The 20,285-nt window shown below is 56.8% G+C and carries 19 protein-coding genes; 12 read left to right on the top strand and 7 right to left on the bottom strand.

What is annotated here, in order from left to right:
• Positions 1–20: 20 nt before the first annotated feature.
• The 3 genes from clpP to bolA all read right to left on the bottom strand — a co-directional run bounded on the left by clpP (position 21) and on the right by bolA (position 2,910).
• The gene (clpP, locus tag AFK65_RS05035; RefSeq protein ID WP_004387730.1) at positions 21–644 is read right to left on the bottom strand and encodes an ATP-dependent Clp endopeptidase proteolytic subunit ClpP; all 624 of its coding nucleotides are present in this window, start codon (positions 642–644) and stop codon (positions 21–23) included.
• A 300-nt stretch (positions 645–944) separates the two neighbouring features.
• Positions 945–2,243 carry a trigger factor gene (tig, locus tag AFK65_RS05030; protein WP_007705650.1) on the bottom strand — a complete coding sequence of 433 codons (1,299 nt, stop codon included), beginning with the start codon at positions 2,241–2,243 and terminating at the stop codon, positions 945–947.
• A gap of 349 nt (positions 2,244–2,592) precedes the next feature.
• Positions 2,593–2,910 carry a transcriptional regulator BolA gene (bolA, locus tag AFK65_RS05025; RefSeq protein ID WP_007705649.1) on the bottom strand — a complete coding sequence of 106 codons (318 nt, stop codon included), beginning with the start codon at positions 2,908–2,910 and terminating at the stop codon, positions 2,593–2,595.
• 298 nt (positions 2,911–3,208) lie between these two features.
• On the opposite strand from bolA, the gene AFK65_RS05020 reads away from it, so the two are divergent.
• Positions 3,209–3,787: a lipoprotein gene (locus AFK65_RS05020; RefSeq protein ID WP_038857831.1), complete on the top strand. Its 579-nt coding sequence runs from the start codon at positions 3,209–3,211 to the stop codon at positions 3,785–3,787.
• A 54-nt stretch (positions 3,788–3,841) separates the two neighbouring features.
• On the top strand, positions 3,842–5,326 hold the full coding sequence (gene ampG, locus AFK65_RS05015) for a muropeptide MFS transporter AmpG (protein WP_038857834.1): 1,485 nt from the start codon (positions 3,842–3,844) through the stop codon (positions 5,324–5,326).
• On the opposite strand, the gene AFK65_RS05010 is transcribed toward ampG, so the two are convergent.
• A complete protein-coding gene (locus tag AFK65_RS05010) occupies positions 5,315–6,655 on the bottom strand; it encodes a J domain-containing protein (RefSeq protein WP_038857836.1) in 1,341 nt (446 codons plus the stop codon). The two genes, ampG and AFK65_RS05010, sit on opposite strands and share 12 nt — an antisense overlap.
• Positions 6,655–8,355, bottom strand: a complete 1,701-nt coding sequence (locus tag AFK65_RS05005; RefSeq protein ID WP_007705513.1) for a molecular chaperone HscC — start codon at positions 8,353–8,355, stop codon at positions 6,655–6,657. Before AFK65_RS05005 ends, AFK65_RS05010 begins: the two co-directional genes overlap by 1 nt.
• Positions 8,356–8,875: 520 nt before the next feature.
• Between AFK65_RS05005 and cyoA the strand changes: the two genes are divergently transcribed.
• The 6 genes from cyoA (at position 8,876) to AFK65_RS04975 (ending at position 15,205) form a co-directional block, all read left to right on the top strand.
• Positions 8,876–9,823: a cytochrome o ubiquinol oxidase subunit II gene (gene cyoA, locus AFK65_RS05000; RefSeq protein ID WP_004387737.1), complete on the top strand. Its 948-nt coding sequence runs from the start codon at positions 8,876–8,878 to the stop codon at positions 9,821–9,823.
• Between the two features lie 19 nt (positions 9,824–9,842).
• Entirely contained in the window at positions 9,843–11,834 is a 1,992-nt protein-coding gene (gene cyoB / locus AFK65_RS04995) for a cytochrome o ubiquinol oxidase subunit I (RefSeq protein ID WP_038857837.1), read from the top strand.
• Positions 11,824–12,441, top strand: coding sequence for a cytochrome o ubiquinol oxidase subunit III (locus AFK65_RS04990; protein WP_007705363.1), 618 nt, complete (start codon positions 11,824–11,826; stop codon positions 12,439–12,441). Before cyoB ends, AFK65_RS04990 begins: the two co-directional genes overlap by 11 nt.
• Complete coding sequence (locus AFK65_RS04985) at positions 12,441–12,770, top strand: cytochrome o ubiquinol oxidase subunit IV (protein ID WP_004387740.1); 330 nt, start codon at positions 12,441–12,443, stop codon at positions 12,768–12,770. Before AFK65_RS04990 ends, AFK65_RS04985 begins: the two co-directional genes overlap by 1 nt.
• An 11-nt stretch (positions 12,771–12,781) precedes the next feature.
• Entirely contained in the window at positions 12,782–13,669 is an 888-nt protein-coding gene (cyoE, locus tag AFK65_RS04980) for a heme o synthase (protein WP_007705361.1), read from the top strand.
• Positions 13,670–13,840: 171 nt separating this feature from the next.
• Positions 13,841–15,205 carry an MFS transporter gene (locus AFK65_RS04975; RefSeq protein ID WP_007705359.1) on the top strand — a complete coding sequence of 455 codons (1,365 nt, stop codon included), beginning with the start codon at positions 13,841–13,843 and terminating at the stop codon, positions 15,203–15,205.
• Between the two features lie 64 nt (positions 15,206–15,269).
• Here AFK65_RS04975 and AFK65_RS04970 read toward each other — a convergent pair whose 3' ends face one another.
• Positions 15,270–15,761 carry a YajQ family cyclic di-GMP-binding protein gene (locus AFK65_RS04970; RefSeq protein WP_007705357.1) on the bottom strand — a complete coding sequence of 164 codons (492 nt, stop codon included), beginning with the start codon at positions 15,759–15,761 and terminating at the stop codon, positions 15,270–15,272.
• A gap of 152 nt (positions 15,762–15,913) precedes the next feature.
• Here AFK65_RS04970 and panE point away from each other — a divergent pair, with 152 nt between their 5' ends.
• Together panE and yajL are read left to right on the top strand one after the other, a co-directional pair.
• The gene (gene panE, locus AFK65_RS04965; protein WP_007705355.1) at positions 15,914–16,828 is read left to right on the top strand and encodes a 2-dehydropantoate 2-reductase; all 915 of its coding nucleotides are present in this window, start codon (positions 15,914–15,916) and stop codon (positions 16,826–16,828) included.
• Positions 16,788–17,381: a protein deglycase YajL gene (gene yajL / locus AFK65_RS04960; RefSeq protein WP_007705353.1), complete on the top strand. Its 594-nt coding sequence runs from the start codon at positions 16,788–16,790 to the stop codon at positions 17,379–17,381. Before panE ends, yajL begins: the two co-directional genes overlap by 41 nt.
• Before the next feature lie 78 nt (positions 17,382–17,459).
• Here the strand turns inward: yajL and thiI are convergent, their stop codons facing one another.
• A complete protein-coding gene (thiI, locus tag AFK65_RS04955; protein ID WP_038857839.1) occupies positions 17,460–18,908 on the bottom strand; it encodes a tRNA uracil 4-sulfurtransferase ThiI in 1,449 nt (482 codons plus the stop codon).
• 212 nt (positions 18,909–19,120) lie between these two features.
• Here thiI and xseB point away from each other — a divergent pair, with 212 nt between their 5' ends.
• A complete protein-coding gene (xseB, locus tag AFK65_RS04950) occupies positions 19,121–19,363 on the top strand; it encodes an exodeoxyribonuclease VII small subunit (protein WP_007705279.1) in 243 nt (80 codons plus the stop codon).
• A gap of 2 nt (positions 19,364–19,365) precedes the next feature.
• Positions 19,366–20,265 (top strand): (2E,6E)-farnesyl diphosphate synthase, encoded by a 900-nt coding sequence (gene ispA, locus AFK65_RS04945; protein ID WP_038857843.1) that lies wholly within the window; start codon positions 19,366–19,368, stop codon positions 20,263–20,265.
• Positions 20,266–20,285: the final 20 nt, after the last annotated feature.

The following is a 20,285-nucleotide window of genomic DNA, read 5'->3' as shown; positions in this document are numbered from 1 at the left end:
CGGCCCTCGCGTGGCGGGCGTCAGTTACGGTGGGTCATGATGGAGTCAACCAGACCATACTCTACTGCTTCACCTGCAGAGAGGAAACGGTCGCGCTCGGTGTCTCTCTCGATTTGTTCAAGAGGCTGGCCCGTATGTTGCGCCATCAGTTCGTTCATGCGTGCTTTCACTTTCAGGATTTCGCGGGCGTGGATTTCAATGTCCGTCGCCTGCCCCTGGTAGCCGCCCAGCGGCTGGTGGATCATTACGCGCGAGTTGGGCAGGCAGAAACGTTTCCCTTTCGTGCCCGCAGTCAGCAGGAAGGCGCCCATTGACGCGGCCTGCCCCATACAAATGGTGCTGACGTCCGGCTGAATAAACTGCATGGTGTCGTAGATTGACATCCCGGCGGTGATTACCCCACCCGGCGAGTTAATGTAAAGATAGATGTCTTTCTCTGGGTTTTCCGCTTCCAGAAACAGCATCTGCGCGACAATCAGGTTGGCCATCTGGTCTTCGACCTGGCCGGTCAGAAAAATGATACGTTCCTTGAGCAGACGGGAGAAAATATCGTAAGAACGCTCGCCGCGCGAGGTCTGTTCAACAACCATCGGCACCAGAGCCATATGGGGTGCAAATTGATCACGTTCGTCACTGTATGACATATCCGTCTCCTGGATAAATATTCTGAGTAACCTGCTGCACTGATTCTACTTGAGACCGTACAGGATGACTATGCTCCTGCCGGTAAACACCTTACGGACGGATTATCAGCCAGTCGTTCACTTTTTACTGTTTCATTAATGGGGATAATGATGCCCTGTTTCAAGCATAACAATCTTTTGCTGTTACGCTAACACCGAAACACCCCTTACCCGCCATTTTTGGGTAGGAAAAGTGACAAAAAAGCCCGTCACCCTGCGGTGACGGGCCCCATGTGCCTCGTCGTGAAACGATGAAAGGGCTTACGCCTGCTGGTTCATCAGTTCGTTGAAAGAGGTCGGTTTTTCGGTCACTTTGGCTTTCGCCAGTACCGCTTCAACCGCCTGCTCTTCCAGCGCCACGTTGCGCATGTTGTCCATCAGCTCGTTGTTCTTGCTGTAGAACTCGATAACTTCTGACGGATCTTCGTAAGCGGAAGCCATCTCTTCGATCAGCGCTTTCACGCGATCTTCGTCAGCTTTCAGCTCGTGGGTACGAATCACTTCGCCCAGCAGCAGACCTACAACGACGCGACGTTTAGCCTGTTCTTCGAACAGTTCGCGCGGCAGTTCCAGAGCCTGTTTCTCGTTACCGCCGAAACGCTGCGCAGCCTGGCGGCGCAGTACATCGATTTCGCCGTCGATAAGCGCAGCCGGAACGTCGATGTTATTCGCGTTCACCAGACCTTCGATAGCCTGAGACTTGATGCGGTTACGCACGGCGCCTTTCAGCTCGCGGTCCATGTTTTTACGCACTTCAGCGCGCAGACCGGCCACAGAACCATCTTCCACGCCGAAACGTTTGATGAACTCTTCGGTCAGTTCCGGCAGTTCGCGCTCTTCAACTTTCTTCAGGTTGATGACGAACTTCGCGGCTTTACCTTTCAGGTTTTCCGCGTGGTACTCTTCCGGGAAGGTCACGTCGATGGTGAACTCTTCGCCCGCTTTGTGGCCTTTAACGCCTTCTTCAAAGCCCGGGATCATGCGGCCCTGGCCCATCGCCAGTACGAAGTCGGTCGCTTTGCCGCCTTCGAACTCTTCGCCGTCTACAGAGCCGGTGAAGTCGATGGTCACGCGGTCTTCCGCGTCAGCGGCGCCGTCTTTGTCTTTCCAGGTCGCCTGCTGCTTGCGCAGGGTGTCCAGCATGGTGTCTACGTCAGCGTCGGTCACTTCAACAACCGGTTTTTCAACTTCGATAGATTCCAGGCCTTTCAGCTCAACTTCCGGGTACACTTCGAACTCTACCGCGTAGGTGAAGTCTTCGCCCAGTTTGTATTCGCCCGGAACATAGTTCGGCGCGCCAGCCGGATTGATTTTTTCTTTGATGATGGCGTCAACGAAATGACGGCTCATCAGATCGCCCAGCACATCCTGACGCACGGAAGCGCCATAACGCTGAGCAACAACATTCATCGGTACTTTGCCTTTGCGAAAGCCGTCGATACGCACTTTCTTTGCCACGTTGACCAGCTCGCTTTTTACAGCGTTCTCGATGCTGTCAGCAGCGATAGTAATCGTTACACGGCGCCCAAGGCCCTGAGTGGTTTCAACTGAAACTTGCATCTTGTTACCTCAAAAAATCACAGTGCTCGGTCAACTCTGGAAGCCCTATGGTATTCGCTTCGCAGAACCGGGACGTCTTCTTTAGCAGAAACACTATCCCTGTCGCCAGAATCGTCCCGAAGACATTCCGAAAAATAAGACGCAGCATTATAGCGGCATCCCCTTGGGGAGTCGAGAAAAGCCAGCCGAGGCATTGCGGCACTTTTCACACTTCCCGGCAAAATTACGACTGAAAAGTGCACATGGCGCGCAAAATTCAGGCAAAACAAAAACGGCCCGCAGGCCGTTTCGTTTTCTTACCGCTGGCGCAACATACTGGAAAAGCTCCTGACGTTGCAACTGTGATTGATCAGGCCAGCGTGCCGGCTCCCCGACAGGCCGGAGAAGGCAGGACGGTATCCTGCAGCCCTTCCCACTCTTTAAGCGTGTAGGTGTGCAGCGCCAGCGCATGGACCGTCGAGGCCAGTTCTTCGCTAAGGATGCCGTAGATCATGCGATGCCGATTTAAAAAACGCTCGCCGACAAAGCGATCGCTGACCAGCACAACTTTGAAATGGCTTTCAGAGCCCGCCGGCACGTTATGACGATAGCTTTCATCCACCACATCCAGAAAGACAGGCTCAAGGGCCGCCTTCAGTTTTTCTTCGATCTGCTCGCGTATCATCATAAAACTCTCCTCGACAACGCTGCGATGGCAGCCATCACTTTAAAGGTTAGCCGCTTTTACCGTTTCCATTGTCAAAAAACAACACAATTTTAACTTTTGCAGCCGCTTCGCTTTATGGCAGGCTTGACGCCTGGTAGCGCCGTTTTACGGGAATCTGCCACGGCCTGAAGCCAGACGGCGGTCATAAAAAAGAGATTGCGGTATTTTCAGTCGCCTGGCCTCTTCCCCTCGCGCATGGCGATGCTATGATGGCGGGAATTTTCTTCTTTATTGCCCATGGACCGTTGAGAGCCTGAACATGTTAAAAAAAGTACTCTTCCCGCTCGTCGCCCTTTTTATGCTGGCCGGTTGCGCGACACCGCCGACGACGATTGAAGTCTCCCCGAAAATTTCCCTGCCGCAGCAGGACCCAAGCCTGATGGGCGTGACCGTGAGCATCAACGGCGCCGACCAGCGTCAGGATCAGGCGCTCGCGAAAGTGACCCGCGACAACCAGCTGGTGACGCTGACCGCCTCCCGCGATCTGCGTTTCCTGCTCCAGGAAGTGCTGGAAAAACAGATGACCTCCCGCGGTTACATGATTGGCCCTAGCGGCGCGGTGGATCTGCAGATCATCGTCAACCAGCTCTATGCTGACGTATCGCAGGGCAACGTGCGCTACAACATCGCCACCAAAGCGGATATCTCTATCATCGCCACCGCGAAAACCGGCAACAAGATGACCAAAAACTACCGCGCCAGCTACTCTGTTGAAGGCGCTTTCCAGGCGAGCAACAAAAACATCGCCGACGCCGTTAACTCCGTGCTGAGCGACACCATCGCCGATATGGCGCAGGACACCAGCATTCACGAGTTCATCAAACAGAACGCGCGTTAATCATCCCTGTTGTTAAAGGCCCGGTTCGCCGGGCCGCTTTTTTTACGGCCGCCCATGCACAGTCATTATTTACGTCTTTTCCAGCAGCCGAAATCCGCTATTTTACTGATCCTCGGCTTCGCTTCCGGTCTCCCGCTGGCGCTCACCTCCGGCACGCTCCAGGCCTGGATGACGGTCGAAAATATCGATCTGAAAACCATCGGCTTTTTCTCCCTCGTTGGTCAGGCTTACGTCTTTAAATTTCTCTGGTCGCCAGTGATGGATCGCTATACCCCGCCCTTGCTCGGCAGACGCCGCGGCTGGCTGTTTATCACTCAGCTCCTGTTACTCGTCGCCATCGCCGCCATGGGCTTTCTGGAACCTTCGACGCACCTGCGCTGGATGGCGGCGCTGGCGGTGCTGATTGCGTTCTGCTCGGCGTCGCAGGATATCGTGTTCGACGCCTGGAAAACGGACGTACTGCCCGCAGACGAACGCGGAACCGGCGCTGCGATTAGCGTGCTGGGCTACCGGCTGGCGATGCTGGTGTCCGGCGGTCTCGCGCTCTGGATAGCGGACCGCTGGCTCGGCTGGCAGGCCACCTACTGGCTGATGGCCGCGCTGCTGATCCCCTGCCTTATCGCCACCTGGCTTGCGCCTGAACCAGACGAGGCAATTCCCGCCCCGCGCACGCTGGAGCAGGCGGTGGTCGCGCCGCTGCGCGATTTCTTCGGGCGCAATAACGCCTGGCTTATCCTGCTGCTGATTGTGCTCTATAAGCTTGGCGACGCGTTCGCCATGAGCCTGACCACCACCTTTTTAATTCGCGGCGTCGGCTTTGACGCCGGCCAGGTGGGGATGGTGAATAAAACGCTGGGGCTGATTGCCACGATTATCGGCGCGCTGTATGGCGGCGTGCTGATGCAGCGGCTCTCGCTGTTCCGCGCGCTGCTGATTTTCGGCATTCTGCAGGCGGTCTCGAACGCGGGTTACTGGCTCCTGTCGGTCACGGATAAAGACCTGCTGAGCATGGCTACGGCGGTCTTCTTTGAAAACCTGTGCGGCGGCATGGGCACCGCGGCGTTTGTGGCGCTGCTGATGACGCTCTGTAATAAATCGTTCTCCGCCACGCAGTTCGCCCTGCTTTCGGCGATCTCGGCCGTAGGCCGCGTCTATGTCGGCCCTGTCGCGGGCTGGTTTGTGGAAGTTTACGGCTGGCCGACGTTTTATCTTTTCTCGGTCGCGGCGGCCGTGCCGGGCATTTTGCTGTTACAGCTGTGCAAGGGAACGCTGGAGTATATGGGCGATACCGGCGGGTTTCTGCGCCGCCAGGCCTACCCGGCGGGCTACCGCTTCGCGCTGCGTCTGCTGCTGACTGGCTGCGTGCTGCTTGGCGTCTGGCTGCTGGTGATTACCAGCAACGCGCTCGGCCTGAGCGCGTTGACCTTTGGCGTCACCCTGCTTGAAGCGGGTTTACTGCTGGCATTTGCTGGTATCGTGCTCGGCTGCCTGCTGGATTACCTGGCGCTGCGTAACGGTAACGCGCGTTCAGAACCCTAAGCGTAGTAACGTGATCATGTTGCTTATTATCGCGCTGTACACTTTGCTGCCGAACGGAATCAACAGCAGGTTAATTATCCACGGAAGCTGACTGATAAGGTTTACAGGAAACCCCAACGGCCCGGAGATAATATCAATGGGCCAGCGCCACCACACCCGCATCCGCGGTCTTAAACACGCCACCAGCACCGCCCCGATAATGACGACCACATAAAGCAGCGGCGTGATTTCATGGTTTTTCTGGTAAAACCCGACGGTATATCGCGCAAGCTCTCCCACCGGAAGGGCAAGTAACGCGACCGATAACAACACGTAGCCCACACGAATGCCGATCCGTTGACGGCTGCCTTCCGGATAGCGGTTCCAGAGATAAGGTATGCCAAACAGGTAAACGACCACTATCGCGCCGACGATACCGATATCCACCGCCGTCACCTGCGGGTCGATCGCAAGGAAACCCAGCACGCTGCCCCAGAAGAGCACAGCCATAAAGGTATAAAGTGACAGCGCCCAGCCAGGCGCAGATAAAAGCTCAATCATGACCGGATTCAGGCGCTGCCACATCCCCGGATGCTCAGTGCACATCGCGCGCGCGCGCTGGCGCGCCTCATCCAGAAAACCGGGCCAGAAACGCCCCCACCACGGCAGCGGCGCCTGCGGTTCGCTGATCAACCGCCAGCGGGCTTTCGACAGCCAGCTCGCCTGATGCTGCCCGCGCTCCACCACCATCCGGTACTCTTCTTCCGTCGTGGCGATACGCGCTTCAAGCGCCCAAATCAGCACGTCAGGCAGCGCCGTGCTGCGGTAGTGATCGAGCTCCCAGCCCATTAGCCTGCCCACATGCTCCAGCATGCCGCGCGTCAGCCACTGCTCTTGAGAGAGCGCGTCGGCAAGCCGCTCGCTGAAATAACGGCGTGCCGCCAGCGCATCCGGCAGTCCGGCAGCCAGAAACGTCTCCAGTTGCCGGCAACCCGCCATCTCGTCAGCCACAATCGTGTTGGCGAGCGCCTGCGCCTGTTCGTTAAGCGCTTGTGCATCCCACTCTGCGAGGGCCACCGTTTCAGCCTGAGGCAGAGGCGCGTCCTGCACCGTTATCGCCGTTTGCGGCGTAAAGCGATACGTGATGACGTTTTCATCATCCGCCTCTTCACCCTCTTCCTCGTCGTCATACGCCTGATAACGCTGCGCCGCCTCATAGGCTTCGCGTAGCTGCTGGTATTTATGCGGATCCTGATCCGGGCGATGCTGTTTGACGATCTTCGCCCACGCGCGGCGCAGCGCGGCTTTATCTTTGGTCGGCTCAAGGCCGAGTAGCGTCCAGGCGTCCATTAGCGCAACCCGTCGTCAAACTGCGCGAGGATCTGCTCCAGCGCCTGGCGCGCGAGCGCGATCTCACGCAGATCCTGGCTCTCCAGCGCCTGCTCGAACCGCGCGCTGTAGTGATCGATAAGATGGCGTCTTTCGCCGAGCGTTTGCTCATAGCGCAGGCTCGCCTGCGCCAGCAGCTGCCGGTTCTCCGTGCGGTCGCGCGGGTGAATTTTCAGCGCGTCGAGCTGCGCCAGACGCTGCTTAATCTCCTCCGGGCTAAGGCTGCCGGGCGCGCGTTCAATCACCAGCGACGCCGCGCTCTCCTGGCCGTCCACTTTGCACTCCACTTCCAGAATGCCGTCGAGGGTATAGGTGAAGCGCACATCCACCGTCACCTCGCCCGCCGGGCGCGCGGGAACATCGAGCGTAAATTTATCGAGCAGAATATTTTCCGCCACCCGGCGCGCTTCGCCCTGAAACACGGCGATCTCCAGCTGGCGCTGGTTATCGTAAACGGTGGAAATAGCGCGGAACATGCTGACCGGCACAAAGCTGTTGCGCTCAATAATGGGCAAGAAATAGCCGCTGTCATAGCGCTCGCCGTTGCGACGCGCCGTTTCGATGCCAAGCGAATACGGCATGACGTCGGTCAGTACGATGTCGTCCAGCGCGGCGTCAAGGCTGGCGAGCCCCGCCTGGATGCCCGCGCCGAGCGCGACGACTTCATCCGGGTTGAGTTCGGCGCGCGGGAAGCGGCCAAACATACGCGCGGCCAGCTGGCGCACCACCGGCATACGCGTGGCGCCGCCCACCAGAATCACATCGTCCAGATCGCCGATATCAAAACGGGCGTCGCGCAGCGCCTGGATGACCGGCTGTTTGAGGCGCGCCAGCAGCGGCTGACAAATCTCCGTTAAGGTGTCGTTGTCGAGCGTCCAGGTCATCTCCTGGCCGCCTGCGCTGAGTGTGGCGGTCGCCAGCGCCTGGTGCGTCAGTTGCCGCTTAAGGTTTTCGGCCTCTTCCACCAGTTGCGCCTCGTCCTGCGCGCCGGAGGGCTGATAGTGCGGATAGCGCGAGAGCATCCACTGGCGGATGATATCGGTAAAGTCATCGCCGCCGAGCCTGGCGTCGCCGCTGCTGGCGCGCACTTCAATCACGCCTTCAAACATATCGACGATGGAAACGTCAAACGTGCCGCCGCCCAGATCGAAAACCAGAAATTTTTGCTCGCGGTTATCGGCAAGGCCGTAGGCGAGCGAGGCCGCCGTGGGTTCATTCACCAGCCGCTCAACCGTGAGCCCCGCCAGATGGCCTGCGGTTTTCACGGCCTTACGCTGGATATCGTTAAACCAGGCCGGCACGGTGATGACCGCGCGGGTGACAGGACAACCAAGCGCGACTTCGGCATCGGCTTTCAGCTTGCGAAGCACCAGAGCGGAGAGCTCTTCGGCGCGAAAGCGATGTTCGCCGAGCGCAAAAATTTTATCGGTGCCCATGTAGCGCTTGAAGCTGGCATGGGTGAGCGTCGGATGGCTGACCAGACGCGCTTTCGCCGCTTCGCCCACGATCAGATGGCCGTCGTCGTCCAGCCCGACGACCGACGGCGTCAGTACGCGCGTCTGGCCATCGGCAATCAGCGTGGCGCGTCCGTCATTAAACCAGGCCACCGCGCTGTTGGATGTGCCCAGATCGATGCCTACCAGCGGCGTTGCTGTTTCCATGTGTATCAATCCTTTACCCTGAATATTTGTTGTTTTTTTGTTGCTTTTATCGCCAGAAAAAAAGCACAACGAAGAAAGTGTTCCAATTTACTGGTCAATAAAATAGCATCTGATTTGCTTAGATATATTTATCGAAATTTGGTAGCAGAGACTTTAAATAATTTCGTTTATCATTCTGTGCGACATTATTTTTAACGATTCAGCACGGTGAAGAATTATTTCCGCGCCGTTATTGTTTCTCATTTGAAACCGTCTTGTTAATTTCTTGTATGTTATTTTCTCCCCTATATACTCAATTCCCGTCTTGACCTTACTTTACATAGGATTTTGTTATAACCCTTGCCATGTGGCTGTCATGGCTTACATTTTACATTTTGTTGCATTGGCTGTGACGGTAGCGACAGAACCCGGTTACGCCCCGCAGACACTGCGCCATTCGTGTTTACAGTAATGTAACCTTCCCGTAAAATGCCCGGCACACTTTAACCGCCACCAGATCCCCCTGAATTGAGGTCGTTAAATGAGACTCAGGAAATACAATAAAAGTTTGGGACTGCTGTCATTATTCGCAGGCACTGTTTTACTCAGTGGCTGCGATGCTGCGCTTCTCAACCCCAAAGGACAGATTGGACTGGAGCAACGTTCACTGATACTGACCGCCCTCGGGCTGATGTTGATTGTCGTGATTCCAGCCATCTTGATGGCTATTGGCTTCGCCTGGAAATATCGGGCAACCAATAAGGACGCAAAATACAGCCCCAACTGGTCACACTCCAACAAAGTTGAAGCTGTTGTCTGGACCATCCCGATCCTTATCATCATTTTCCTTGCAGTACTGACATGGAAAACCACGCACTCGCTCGAACCCAGCCGTCCGCTGGATCACGATGCGAAGCCGGTGACCATCGAAGTTATCGCAATGGACTGGAAGTGGTTCTTCATTTATCCGGAGCAGGGTATCGCAACGGTTAATGAAATCGCGTTCCCGGCGAACACGCCTGTGGAATTCAAAATCACCTCCAACTCGGTGATGAACTCCTTCTTTATTCCGCGCCTGGGTAGCCAGATCTACGCAATGGCAGGTATGCAGACCAAACTGCACCTGATTGCGAACGAAGCCGGCACCTACGACGGTATTTCTGCTAACTACAGTGGTGCAGGTTTCTCCGGCATGAAGTTCAAGGCAATCGCCACGCCGGATAACGAGACCTTCAACCAGTGGGTGGCCAAAGCGAAGCAGTCTGGCAAAACCATTAACGATATGGCGACCTACGACAAGCTGGCGGCCCCGAGCGAATACAACAAAGTCGAATACTTCTCCAGCGTAAAACCGGATTTGTTTAAAGATGTCATTAACAAATTCATGGGACCTGGGAAGAGCATGGATATGACTCAGTCTGAAGGGGAGCATAACGCCCACGAAGGCATGGAAGGCATGGACATGAATCACGCGGAAACCTCTCACTAAGGGGCCGAGGAATAATACGATGTTCGGAAAACTTACACTGGATGCAATCCCGTACCATGAGCCGATTATCATGGTTACGGTGGCTGCCATTATCGTCGGGGGACTGGCGCTAGTTGCAGCTATCACTTACTTCGGTAAGTGGTCTTATCTGTGGAACGAGTGGCTCACGTCTGTGGACCACAAACGTCTCGGGGTCATGTATATCCTCGTGGCTATCGTGATGCTGGTTCGCGGCTTCGCGGACGCCATCATGATGCGTACCCAGCAATTGCTGGCGGCCTCCGGCGAAGCCGGGTTCCTGCCGCCGCATCACTACGATCAGATCTTTACCGCCCACGGCGTTATTATGATCTTCTTCGTGGCGATGCCGTTCGTTATCGGTCTGATGAACCTGGTGGTTCCGCTGCAGATCGGCGCGCGCGACGTGGCTTATCCGTTCCTGAACAACCTGAGCTTCTGGTTCACCGTTGTCGGGGTAATTCTGGTGAACGTCTCTCTGGGCGTGGGCGAGTTTGCTCAGACCGGTTGGGTGGCTTATCCGCCGCTCTCGGGTATTGAGTACAGTCCGGGCGTTGGGGTGGACTACTGGATCTGGAGTCTCCAGCTCTCCGGTATTGGTACGACACTGACCGGTATCAACTTCTTCGTGACCATTCTGAAGATGCGTGCGCCGGGCATGACCATGTTCAAAATGCCGGTATTCACCTGGGCGTCGCTGTGTACTAACGTCCTGATTATCGTCTCCTTCCCGATCCTGACCGTCACTATCGCGTTGCTAACCCTGGACCGCTATCTGGGCACCCATTTCTTTACCAATGATATGGGCGGCAACATGATGATGTACGTGAACCTGATCTGGGCCTGGGGCCATCCGGAAGTGTACATCCTGGTTCTGCCGGTGTTTGGTGTGTTCTCTGAAATCACCTCCACCTTCTCGAAGAAACGTCTGTTTGGTTACACCTCCCTCGTTTGGGCGACCATCGCGATTACCGTGCTGTCGTTCATCGTGTGGCTGCACCACTTCTTCACCATGGGTAGTGGCGCGAACGTTAACGCCTTCTTTGGTATCACCACGATGATTATCGCCATCCCGACCGGGGTGAAGATCTTCAACTGGCTGTTTACCATGTATCAGGGCCGCATTCAGTTCCACTCCTCTATGCTGTGGACTATCGGCTTCATCATCACCTTCTCCATCGGTGGTATGACCGGCGTGCTGCTGGCGGTACCGGGCGCAGACTTCGTACTGCACAACAGCCTGTTCCTGATTGCGCACTTCCATAACGTCATCATCGGCGGCGTGGTATTTGGTTGCTTCGCGGGCATGAGCTACTGGTGGCCGAAAGCCTTTGGCTACAAGATGAACGAAACCTGGGGCATCCGTGCGTTCTGGTTCTGGATCATCGGCTTCTTCGTAACCTTTATGCCGCTGTACGCCATGGGCTTCATGGGGATGACGCGTCGTGTGAGCCAGAACATCGACCCGATGTTCCAGCCGCTGATGATTGTCGCGGAAATCGGTGCGCTGCTGATCGCGTGCGGTATCCTGTGCATCATCCTGCAGATCTACGTAAGTATCCGTGACCGTCACCTGAACCGTGACCTGACTGGCGACCCGTGGGGCGGCCGTACGCTGGAGTGGGCAACCTCTTCTCCGCCGCCGTTCTATAACTTCGCAGTAGTGCCTGAAATCCACGAGCGCGACGCGTTCTGGGAAATGAAAGACAAAGGTGAAGCTTACAAGCAGCCGGCGCACTATGAAGAAATTCATATGCCGAAGAACAGCGCAGCGGGCATTTTCATTGGCGCGTTCAGCACCATCTTTGGCTTCGCGATGATCTGGCACATCTGGTGGCTGGCTATCGTGGGCTTCGCGGGTATCGTTATTACCTGGATTGCGAAGAGCTTCGATGAAGACGTGGATTACTACGTACCGGTAGCCACCGTTGAGAAACTGGAAAACCAGCACTTCGAAGAAATCACCAAAGCAGGGCTGAAAAATGTCAACTGAGAGCATTAATCACGAACTTGCCCATGGCAGCCATGAGCATGGGCACCACGATGCAGGAGCCAATAAGGTCTTTGGCTTCTGGATCTACCTGATGAGCGACTGCATTCTCTTTGCATGTCTGTTTGCCACCTATGCCGTTCTCGTGAACGGCACGGCGGGGGGCCCGACCGGGAAAGACATTTTCGAACTGCCATTTGTGCTGGTTGAAACTTTCCTGCTGTTGTTCTCCTCCATCACGTATGGCATGGCGATGATCGCCATGAATAAAGACAAACAGAGCCAGGTGATGTCCTGGCTCGCCCTGACCTTCCTGTTCGGCGCAGGGTTCGTGGCGATGGAAATCTATGAATTCCATCATCTGATCGCGGAAGGCTTCGGCCCGGATAAGAGCGGCTTCCTGTCAGCGTTCTTTACTCTGGTCGGCACCCACGGTATCCACGTAACCTCTGGCCTTATCTGGATGGTCGTGATGATGATTCACGTCTCCCGCCGCGGTCTGACCCACAATAACCGCGCGCGTCTGATGTGCCTGAGCATGTTCTGGCACTTCCTGGATGTCGTGTGGATCTGTGTGTTCTCTGTAGTCTATCTGATGGGGGCGATGTAATGAGTCATTCAACCGATCACAACGGCGCCCACCACGGTGGCGTCAAGACGTACCTGATCGGGTTTATCCTGTCGGTTATTCTGACGGTAATCCCGTTCTGGATGGTCATGAACGGCTCCGCGTCTCACGGCACCCTGCTGGGTGTGGTCGTGGCAACCGCAGTCGTACAGATTCTGGTTCACCTGGTGTGCTTCCTGCACATGAACGCCTCCTCTGAGGAGCGCTGGAACCTGGTAGCCTTTGTCTTTACGTTGCTGATTATCGCGATAGTAGTGGTAGGCTCTATCTGGATTATGTGGAACCTGAATTACAACATGATGGTTCACTAAGAGCGGCGAGTATGATTAAGCAATACCTGCAAGTAACGAAACCAGGCATCATCTTCGGCAACCTGATATCGGTTATCGGGGGATTCCTGCTGGCTTCCAAAGGCAGCATCGACTATCCCCTGTTCCTTTTCACCCTCGTGGGGGTGTCGCTGGTCGTGGCGTCCGGTTGTGTGTTCAACAACTACATCGACCGTGATATTGACCGCAAAATGGAGCGCACGAAAAACCGTGTGCTGGTGAAGGGACTGATTTCGCCGAAAATGTCGCTGGTGTACGCCACCTTGCTGGGTATTGCTGGCTTTATGCTGCTCTGGTTCGGCGCGAACCCGCTGGCGATGTGGCTGGCGGTCATGGGCTTTGTGGTGTATGTCGGGGTTTATAGCCTCTACATGAAACGCCATTCGGTCTACGGCACGCTGATTGGCTCGCTGTCGGGCGCCGCGCCGCCGGTTATCGGCTACTGCGCGGTGACCAACGAGTTCGATACCGGCGCGTTGATCCTGCTTGCGATTTTCAGCCTGTGGCAGATGCCGCACTCCTATGCGATTGCTATCTTCCGCTTCAAGGATTATCAGGCCGCCAATATTCCGGTGCTGCCGGTGGTTAAAGGGATCTCTGTGGCGAAAAACCACATTACCCTTTATATCATCGCCTTCGCCGTGGCGACCCTGATGCTCTCGCTGGGCGGTTATGCCGGGTATAAATACCTGGTGGTGGCGGCAGCGGTCAGCGTCTGGTGGCTTGGCATGGCCCTGCGTGGCTACAAGGCTGAAAACGACAAAGTCTGGGCACGCAAGCTGTTTGTGTTCTCGATTGTCGCCATCACCTCGCTCAGCGTGATGATGTCCGTGGATTTCATGGTGCCGGATTCACATAATCTGCTGACTTACGTCTGGTAAGTCATCGGGACGAAAAAGGGTGCTGCGGCACCCTTTTTTATTGCTGCGATCTGACGGCCGATTTATTGGCAGCATTAATAGTTAACCCTTGAAATATTTTCTAAATAACCCGGCATTTACCCTCCCCTGCCCTCGCACTACACTAAGACCTGCTTTTTATCTGAGGTGGTAATGAACGATAACAAAATGACGCCAGTCGAGTTGCGCGCGACATGGGGTTTAGGGACGGTCTTTTCTTTGCGCATGCTCGGTATGTTTATGGTACTGCCGGTCATTACTACTTACGGAATGGCGCTCCAGGGCGCAAGCGAGGCGTTGATTGGCCTCGCCATTGGTATTTACGGCCTCGCGCAGGCGATTTTCCAGGTGCCGTTTGGCCTGCTCTCTGACCGCATCGGCCGCAAGCCGCTGATTGTCGGAGGACTGGCGATTTTCGTTATCGGCAGCCTGGTCGCGGCGCTGACCGATTCCATCTGGGGCATTATCCTTGGGCGCGCGCTGCAAGGCTCCGGCGCGATTGCCGCCGCCGTTATGGCGCTGCTTTCCGACCTTACCCGCGAACAGAACCGCACCAAAGCGATGGCGTTTATCGGCGTCAGCTTTGGCATCACGTTCGCCATCGCGATGGTGCTCGGGCCGATTATCACGCACGCGCTCGGCCTGCACGCGCTGTTCTGGATGATCGCGGTGCTCGCCACTGCGGGCATTATCATTACGCTCTGGGTCGTGCCGGACAGCGGCAACCATGTGCTGAACCGCGATTCCGGCATGGTTAAAGGCTGCTTTCGCAAAGTGCTGGCGGAGCCGACGCTGCTGAAGCTCAACTTCGGCATCATGTGCCTGCATATTTTGCTGATGTCGACCTTCGTCGCCCTGCCCGGCCAGCTTGAAGCGGCCGGTTACCCGGCGGCGGCGCACTGGAAAGTCTATCTCTGCACGATGCTGATTTCGTTTGTCTCGGTGGTGCCGTTCATCATCTACGCCGAAGCGAAGCGCAAAATGAAGCGCGTGTTTCTCTTCTGCGTGGCGCTGCTACTGATTGCGGAAATTGTGCTGTGGGGCGCGGGCCCGCACTTCTGGGAGCTTATCTTCGGCGTTCAGCTCTTTTTCGTGGCGTTTAACCTGATGGAAGCGCTGCTGCCGTCGCTTATCAGTAAAGAGTCTCCGGCGGGCTATAAAGGCACCGCGATGGGCGTCTACTCCACCAGCCAGTTCCTGGGCGTGGCCATTGGCGGATCGCTTGGCGGCTGGGTTGATGGCCTGTTTGACTCGCAAACCGTGTTTCTGGTGGGCGCGCTGCTGGCGACCGTCTGGCTGCTGGTGAGCACCACGATGAAAGAGCCGCCCTATGTCAGCAGCATCCGCGTGGAAATTCCGCCTGAAGTAGCCGCCGATGAGGCGCTCGCGCAGCGTTTACGTGAAAGCGCGGGCGTCAGCGAGGCGATTGTGGTGGCCGATGAGCGTAGCGCGTATCTGAAAATCGACACCAAAGTGACGAACCGCGTTGAGATAGAGCAGCGAATGCTCGGCGTTTAAGTCATGAACAAAGAAAAAGGGCGGAAAATCCGCCCTTTTTTGTGCCGTCGGTTCAACTTACCGCTTAGTCGCGGAAGTTATTGAACTGGAACGGCTGGCCAAGATTGCCGCCGCGCACCAGCGCAATGGTCTGCTGGAGATCGTCGCGGGCTTTACCGGTGACGCGCACCTGCTCGCCCTGGATCTGCGCCTGGACTTTCAGCTTGCTGTCTTTAATCAGCTTCACGATTTTCTTCGCCATCGCGGAATCGATGCCCTGTTTAAGCTTCGCTTCCACGCTCCAGGTTTTTCCGCTGTGCTCGAACTCTTCCGGCACCTCAATAGAGCTGCCTTCGATGCCGCGTTTCAGCAGCTTCGCACGCAGGATATCCAGCAGCTGGTTCACCTGGAAATCGGATTCGCTCGTCACTTTGATGGTCTGATTTTTTTCGTTCAGCTCGAAGCTGGCGGTCACGTTGCGAAAGTCGAAACGGGTCTCGAGTTCGCGCGTGGCGTTCTCTACCGCGTTCTGCACTTCGCGCATTTCGACCTCAGACACAATGTCAAAAGATGGCATGTTTTCTATCTCCCTCACAGTATGTGCGTTGCATAATACCCGCAAAGGCGCATAACACAACCCGGAAACCGGCGGCAGGCGAAAGCCTAAGCGCTCACGTTATAATAGACGTATGACACAACGCCCGGCGCTGTTGCGGGCGAGGAGGAACCATGAAAATTACCGTGCTTGGCTGCGGCGCGTTAGGCCAGCTCTGGATGAGCGCGCTGCATAAACAAGGTCACGAGGTGCAGGGATGGCTGCGGGTGCCGCAATCGTCATATAACGTCAGTCTGGTGGAAACCGACAACAGCACGTTTCAGCACACCTTCACGACTAACGACACCGGGTTTCTGGCGGAAAGCGAGCTGCTACTGGTGACGCTGAAAGCCTGGCAGGTTTCTGATGCGGTGAGCACGCTGGCCAGCCGGCTGCCCGCCGGCAGCCCGATTCTGCTGCTGCATAATGGCATGGGCACGCTCGACGAGCTGCGCGCCGTGCAACAACCGCTGCTGGCGGGCGTGACGACCCACGCGGCGCGGCGCGAAGGCAATCAGGTGATCCATGTCGCCTGCGGCACCACCCACATTGGCCCGGTCACGCCGGGCGCGCAGGATGACTCCCGGCTGGCGGAGCTGCTTCAGCAGGCGCTGCCGGATGTCGCGTGGCACGATAACGTCAACGCCTCGCGCTGGATAAAGCTCGCCGCCAACTGCGTGATTAACCCGCTGACGGCGCTCTATAACTGCCCGAACGGCGACCTGCGCGCGCGGCAGGACGAAGTGCGCGAGATTTGCGCCGAGGTCGCCCTGGTGATGCAGCGCGAGGGACATCACACGTCGCCGGAGAGCCTGCTGTATTACATTAATCAGGTGATTGAGAGCACCGCCGCCAATATTTCCTCGATGCTGCAGGATATCCGCCAGCAGCGTCACACCGAGATTGATTACATCACCGGCTATCTGCTGCGCCGCGCCAGAGCGCATGGCCTGACGCTGCCGGTTAACAGCCGTCTGTATGAACAGATTAAACGCAAGGAGAATGAGTATGAGCGCATCGGCACTGGTATGCCTCGCCCCTGGCACTGAAGAGACCGAAGCGGTCACCACCATCGATTTGCTGGTGCGCGGCGGGATTAACGTCACCACCGCGAGCGTCGCTGGCGACGGCAATCTGACTGTCACCTGCTCGCGCGGCGTCCGGCTGCTGGCGGATGCGCCGCTGGTGGAAGTGGCGGACGGCGATTTCGATGTGATTGTGCTGCCGGGCGGCCTGAAAGGCGCCGAAGCGTTTCGCGACAGCCCGCTGCTGGTCGAAACGGTGCGCCAGTTTCATCTCTCCGGGCGGATTGTGGCGGCCATCTGCGCGGCGGCGGGCACGGTACTGGTGCCGCACGAGCTGTTCCCGATCGGCAACATGACCGGCTTTCCGGCGCTGAAAGAAACCATCCCGGACGATCAGTGGCAGGATAAGCGCGTCGTCTGGGATCCGCGCGTCAACCTGCTCACCAGTCAGGGGCCGGGCACCGCGATTGATTTCGCGCTCAAAATTATCGACCTGCTGGTCGGGCGCGAGAAAGCGCACGAGGTGGCAGGGCAACTGGTGCTGGCCGCAGGTATCTACAGTTATCGCGACTATTAAGCGTTATCCCGCGAAGCCGCGAACATAAAAAAATCCCCTCGGTTGAGGGGATTTTTGTCTCTGCGAAACGCGTGTGCGTTACGGGCGATAGACTTTCACGTTTTTAAAGCCCTGCTCCAGCAGATAAAGCGCCTGCAGACGGCTCATCACGCCGCGCTCGCACCACAGCAGGTACGTTTTGCTCTGGTCGAGATCGCCAAACTTCGTGCTGAGCTTGTAGAACGGCAGCGAAACCACCTCAACGCCGTCGACGACCAGCGGTTTCTCATCCTGCTCATCGACGGAGCGGATATCCAGAATCGCGTCGTTCGGGCCGAAACCGTTAACGGTTTCCACTTCCACCACCTGCTGTTCGGTCTGCTCGGCGATTTCACGGATATCCACATTGGTGGCTTCCGCCACGACGCGGTCGAGGATAGAGAAATCGAAACTCGCCTCTTCGGCTTCGATTTTCCCTTTCACGGCCTTCACGGTCGGGCTTTTTGAAATCACGCCGCAATATTCCGGCATGGTGCGGGCAAAATCTTCGGTGCCGATTTTACGGGCGATATCGATGATGTGCTCTTTGTCGTAAGAGATAAGCGGGCGCAGCACCAGCGTATCGGAGACATTATCGATAAGACGCAGGTTGGTCAGCGTCTGGCTGGAGACCTGGCCCAGCGCTTCGCCGGTGACCAGCGCCTGCACGCCGTAGCGCTCCGCCACTTTCGAGGCCGCGCGCACCATCATTCGCTTGAGCACCACGCCCATCTGGCCGTCGTCCACTTTCTCCAGGATTTCGCCGACGACCGGCTCAAAGTTAATCGCCACAAAACGCACGCGGTGCGAGCTGCCAAAGCGGCTCCACAGATAGTGCGCCACCTGACGCACGCCGATTTCGTGCGCCGCGCCGCCCAGGTTAAAGAAGCAGTAGTGCACGCGGCAGCCGCGGCGCATCAGCATATAGCTGGAGACGCCGGAATCGAAACCGCCGGAGATCAGCGACAGCACATCTTCCTGGGTGCCGATCGGGAAACCGCCGATGCCTTCGTAGCGGCCTTTGATCAGCAGCAGGCGATCGTCTTCGATCTCAAGATGTACGGTGACGTCAGGCTGCTTGAGTTTAACGCGGGCAGATTCAATATGCTGATTTAAACCGCCGCCGACGTAGCGCTCCACTTCAATAGAGCTAAACTCATGTTGACCGCGTCGCTTAACGCGCACGCAGAACGTTTTCCCTTCGAGCTGCTCACGCCAGTTGGCGAGCGCCTTCTCGAAAATGTCATGCATGTCCGTGAACGGGACGTCGTCCACCTCAAGCACATGGTGAATGCCGGGAATACGGGTCAGGGCGTCAAGCACGGCGTCGTGCATGGTTTCATCTTTAATACGCACCACGATATGGTCCCAGTGGCGAACCACGGCAAGATTTTCATCGTAGTGTTTCAGGACGTTACGAATATTCCCGGTCAGGATTTTTATAAAGCGCAAGCGCACAGACTGGCTTTTAATGGTGATTTCCGGGAATAATTTAATGATAAACTTCATGGTGGCTATGATTCGTTGGCAAGCCCACCGGGGCTTAGAAAATGGTACAGCAGGCAGAACCGCGCCTGCATCGTGAGCCCGGCAGTATATCACCATCGCGGTGTCACTGCGCCTATTACCAACCCACAAGGCGTTATTTGCTAATCTTTGCGTCTCCGCTACCATGCAGTGTCGCTAACATGACCGTTAACCCATAGAGTCAGATATTTACTATGCCGAAGAAAAATGAACAGCCGACCAGTTTCGAAACGGCCCTGACGGAGCTTGAGCAGATAGTCAACCGCCTGGAAAGCGGCGATCTGCCGCTGGAAGAGGCGCTGAATGAATTTGAGCGCGGCGTGCAGCTCGCGCGCCAGGGCCAGGTAAAACTGCAGCAGGCTGAGCAGCGCGTTCAGATCCTGTTGTCTCAGAATGAGGACGCGCCTCTTACCCCCTTCACGCCGGACGCCGAGTAAACATGGATTTCAGTCAACAGCTTCAGTCGCAGGCCGAGCGGGCCAACCGCGCGTTACAGCATTTTATCGGCGATCTGCCGTTTCAGAAGAGTCCACTGGTTGAGGCGATGCTCTACGGCACATTATTAGGCGGTAAACGCCTGCGGCCGTTTCTGGTGTACGCCACCGGCGAGATGTTTGGGGTCAACCCGACGGCGCTCGACGCCCCGGCGGCAGCCATTGAGTGTATTCACGCCTATTCGCTGATGCATGACGATCTGCCGGCCATGGACGATGACGATCTGCGCCGCGGACAGCCGACCTGCCATATTCGCTTTGGCGAAGCGAGCGCCATTCTTGCGGGCGACGCGTTACAGACGCTGGCGTTCTCTATTTTAAGCGACGCGCCGATGGAAAATGTCGCGCTGCGCGACCGGCTCGCGATGGTGTCTGAACTCGCGAAAGCCAGCGGTGTGGCGGGCATGTGCGGCGGCCAGGCGCTCGATCTCGAAGCCGAAGGCCAGCAGGTGGATCTCGACGCGCTGGAGCGTATCCATCGTCACAAGACGGGCGCGCTTATCCGCGCCGCCGTGCGAATGGGCGCGTTGTGCGCCGGCGATAAAGGCCGCGACGCGCTGGTTTACCTCGACAGCTACGCCGAAAGCATCGGCCTCGCCTTCCAGGTACAGGATGACATTCTGGATGTGGTGGGTGATACTGCAACCCTTGGAAAACGCCAGGGCGCCGATCAGCAACTTGGCAAAAGCACCTACCCCGCCCTGCTGGGTCTTGAGCACGCCCAGGCGAAAGCGCGCAGTCTGTGCGACGACGCTCTGGCGGCGCTGGCGCCGCTGAAAGCACAAGCGCTGGATACCGCGACACTGGAAGCGTTAGCGAATTTCATAATCCAACGTGATAAATAAACGTATAACACCACGATGAG

This window comes from Cronobacter universalis NCTC 9529 (assembly GCF_001277175.1).
Lineage (GTDB): Bacteria > Pseudomonadota > Gammaproteobacteria > Enterobacterales > Enterobacteriaceae > Cronobacter > Cronobacter universalis.
This window is presented reverse-complemented; position numbering and strand designations above follow the sequence as displayed.

Bases quoted from the DNA above. Each gene is read 5' to 3' on its own strand.
- clpP (WP_004387730.1), bottom strand. From the start codon at position 644: ATGTCATACAGTGACGAACGTGATCAATTTGCACCCCATATGGCTCTG.
- tig (WP_007705650.1), bottom strand. From the start codon at position 2,243: ATGCAAGTTTCAGTTGAAACCACTCAGGGCCTTGGGCGCCGTGTAACG.
- bolA (WP_007705649.1), bottom strand. From the start codon at position 2,910: ATGATGATACGCGAGCAGATCGAAGAAAAACTGAAGGCGGCCCTTGAG.
- AFK65_RS05020 (WP_038857831.1), top strand. From the start codon at position 3,209: ATGTTAAAAAAAGTACTCTTCCCGCTCGTCGCCCTTTTTATGCTGGCC.
- ampG (WP_038857834.1), top strand. From the start codon at position 3,842: ATGCACAGTCATTATTTACGTCTTTTCCAGCAGCCGAAATCCGCTATT.
- AFK65_RS05010 (WP_038857836.1), bottom strand. From the start codon at position 6,655: ATGGACGCCTGGACGCTACTCGGCCTTGAGCCGACCAAAGATAAAGCC.
- AFK65_RS05005 (WP_007705513.1), bottom strand. From the start codon at position 8,355: ATGGAAACAGCAACGCCGCTGGTAGGCATCGATCTGGGCACATCCAAC.
- cyoA (WP_004387737.1), top strand. From the start codon at position 8,876: ATGAGACTCAGGAAATACAATAAAAGTTTGGGACTGCTGTCATTATTC.
- cyoB (WP_038857837.1), top strand. From the start codon at position 9,843: ATGTTCGGAAAACTTACACTGGATGCAATCCCGTACCATGAGCCGATT.
- AFK65_RS04990 (WP_007705363.1), top strand. From the start codon at position 11,824: ATGTCAACTGAGAGCATTAATCACGAACTTGCCCATGGCAGCCATGAG.
- AFK65_RS04985 (WP_004387740.1), top strand. From the start codon at position 12,441: ATGAGTCATTCAACCGATCACAACGGCGCCCACCACGGTGGCGTCAAG.
- cyoE (WP_007705361.1), top strand. From the start codon at position 12,782: ATGATTAAGCAATACCTGCAAGTAACGAAACCAGGCATCATCTTCGGC.
- AFK65_RS04975 (WP_007705359.1), top strand. From the start codon at position 13,841: ATGAACGATAACAAAATGACGCCAGTCGAGTTGCGCGCGACATGGGGT.
- AFK65_RS04970 (WP_007705357.1), bottom strand. From the start codon at position 15,761: ATGCCATCTTTTGACATTGTGTCTGAGGTCGAAATGCGCGAAGTGCAG.
- panE (WP_007705355.1), top strand. From the start codon at position 15,914: ATGAAAATTACCGTGCTTGGCTGCGGCGCGTTAGGCCAGCTCTGGATG.
- yajL (WP_007705353.1), top strand. From the start codon at position 16,788: ATGAGCGCATCGGCACTGGTATGCCTCGCCCCTGGCACTGAAGAGACC.
- thiI (WP_038857839.1), bottom strand. From the start codon at position 18,908: ATGAAGTTTATCATTAAATTATTCCCGGAAATCACCATTAAAAGCCAG.
- xseB (WP_007705279.1), top strand. From the start codon at position 19,121: ATGCCGAAGAAAAATGAACAGCCGACCAGTTTCGAAACGGCCCTGACG.
- ispA (WP_038857843.1), top strand. From the start codon at position 19,366: ATGGATTTCAGTCAACAGCTTCAGTCGCAGGCCGAGCGGGCCAACCGC.